2 protein-coding genes are annotated in these 2,136 nt (G+C 67.3%); both read right to left on the bottom strand.

Annotated elements, in window-relative coordinates:
- Positions 1–303: DUF2059 domain-containing protein (locus AC1DU6_RS28685; protein ID WP_457323394.1), on the bottom strand; the 303-nt coding region annotated here is incomplete at its 3' end.
- A 109-nt stretch (positions 304–412) separates the two neighbouring features.
- A partial coding sequence (locus AC1DU6_RS28680) for a WD40/YVTN/BNR-like repeat-containing protein (protein ID WP_477861295.1) occupies positions 413–2,136 on the bottom strand: 1,724 nt, incomplete at its 5' end.

Raw genomic sequence — 2,136 nt, 5'->3', positions numbered from 1 at the left:
CTTGGCGCCACAGCTGTTGGTGTAGGTGGCGGTGGCCGTGCAGGCTGCGGCCGGTTGGATGGTCTGCTCGCGCGCTGCACCGGCGGTGCCGCAGCCGCTCCAACTCCACATGCCCCCGGATATCGGCTGCGGGCCGAGGATGGCCGAGGCACCGGTCTTGATGGTGGCCGATGCCGTTTGCGTCCACGTGCCATTGACGTTGATGTAGGGCGTGATGGCGGTCGGCGCGCAGGTTTGCGCCAGCGCCAGCGGGGCTGCGCTCGTGCCAAAGGCAAGCAGCAGCGCGTGTATCAAGGTTCTCATGTTCTACCTTTCAGTGAAGGTGCTCGGCCGGTTGTCTCCGCCGGTCACGAGCGTTATGCAGCGGCAGACCGGCGCCAAGAACTGGACACCGGCCTGCCGAGCCCTTGTTTCAGTTGCTGTAAAGCATTCCGCGGCCGGTGCCGCTGATGTAGATCCGGCCGTAGATGGCTTGGTCGGCCGCCATCACGCCGATGCCGCCGAACTGGTTCGCGTCGTCGTTGAAGCGCGTCCAGGTGGCGCCGCCGTCATCAGAGCGATGCACGCCCCAGACACCGTTGCTGACGCCCACAACGTAGACCGCGGCCGAGTACGGCGCGCCAGCCTTGGCCTTGCCCAGCGCGATGGCGCTTGCACCCTGCACCTGGGGCCAGGGGTTGCCGGTGAAGATCGACGCGAAGTTGCTGAGCTTGGCCCAGCTCGCACCCGAATCGGTCGAGTGGTACACCGCGTTGCCGTCGGTCAGCCAGAGGTCGCCCTCGACGTTGGGGTTGACCGCCAGCGAGGTGYTGCCGAAGTAGTTCGGCGCCAGCCCKGCGTTCACCGAGCCCTGGCTCAGCGTGAACGTGTGGCCGCCATCGGTCGACGTGTAGACCTTGCCCGGCGTGCCCCACCAGTGGCCACCGGAATCGTAGGCATAGACCTTGTTCGGGTTCTTGCGATCSGCRACCAGGTGGTAGGCGCGGGGGAAGACGCTGTTGATCGCGGGCAGATTGGTCGGCACCCAGGTGGCRCCGTTGTCCGTGGTGTAGGACGGCACCGAGTAGCCGGGTGCCCAGACYGCCTTGTTGCGCGCGGTGATGGCGATGCTCGCTTCCCCWCCCGTGTTCGCCGCGACGCCCTGCGGGTARSTGGCGAACTTCGCCCAGGTCTTGCCGCCGTCGCCCGACCACATGCCGTAGSCGGTGTTGTTGCCCAGCACGACGCCGATGGTGGCCATGTACTGCGGRTCSGACCACGCCATGTCGGCGGCGAAGCTGTTGCTCCAGTCGGTGGCCGGCGTCAGCGTCGGCTTGGTCGYGAGGTTGGTGTGCACCCAGGCGCCGACGTCGCCCGAACTGTTGATGACGGTGTAGGTGGCGCCGGCCGGCGGCGTGGCCAGGCCCAGCACGGCSGTCTCCTCAAGGCCGTCGACCGTCATGGCCCAGGTTGGCGTGGCCGAGGAGGCGTTGCTTGTCTGCATGACGCCGCCGGAGACGTGCAGGATGTGATCGCGGTTGAAGGGATCGATCTCSACATCGTCGATCCAGCCCCAGGARACSTCGCCYGGCGTCATCGCTTCGATCTCGCGCCAGTTCCGGCCGGCATCGTCGGACAGCTGGAGGATTCGCTGGCCGGGGAAGTTGCCCCAGGTGTTGGTSAYCCCCAGCGCAATGCGCGTSGTCGCGCCGGTGCCKGAGACGGACACGCCRCCGTAGCCGACYGAGTCGTCGCTCCTGAGCAAGGTCCAGTTGCTGCCGTCGAACTTGTACAGACGGGCGGGACCGGCGGAGCCGGGACCGGCGTCCCTGGTGAAGACCACRTAGAACATGCCGTCAGCGGCRCGCACCATGTGCGGGATGTGATAGCCGGAGATCGGCACCGTGACCGGGGTCCACGAGGCGCCGCCRTTGGTSGAYTTGTACAGGTTCGAGGCCAGGCCTGCGGTCTGGACGTAGTCTGGCGCGATGGGCGCGTAGATTGTCTGCGTGGCCGTGCCGCTGCCCTTGGTGCCGGTGTCGTAGACGACCGTCTCGACGCCCATTGCGCTGCCGCCGCCCAAGGCATTGACCTGGTCCTGGGTCAGCTTGGCGCTGGACAGCGATGTCACCTGCGCCCAGGTGAGGCCCGAGTCGG

This window comes from Roseateles sp. P5_B10, assembly GCF_056400485.1.
Note: the sequence above shows the minus strand (reverse complement) of the source record. Positions and strands in the feature narration are given on the sequence as shown.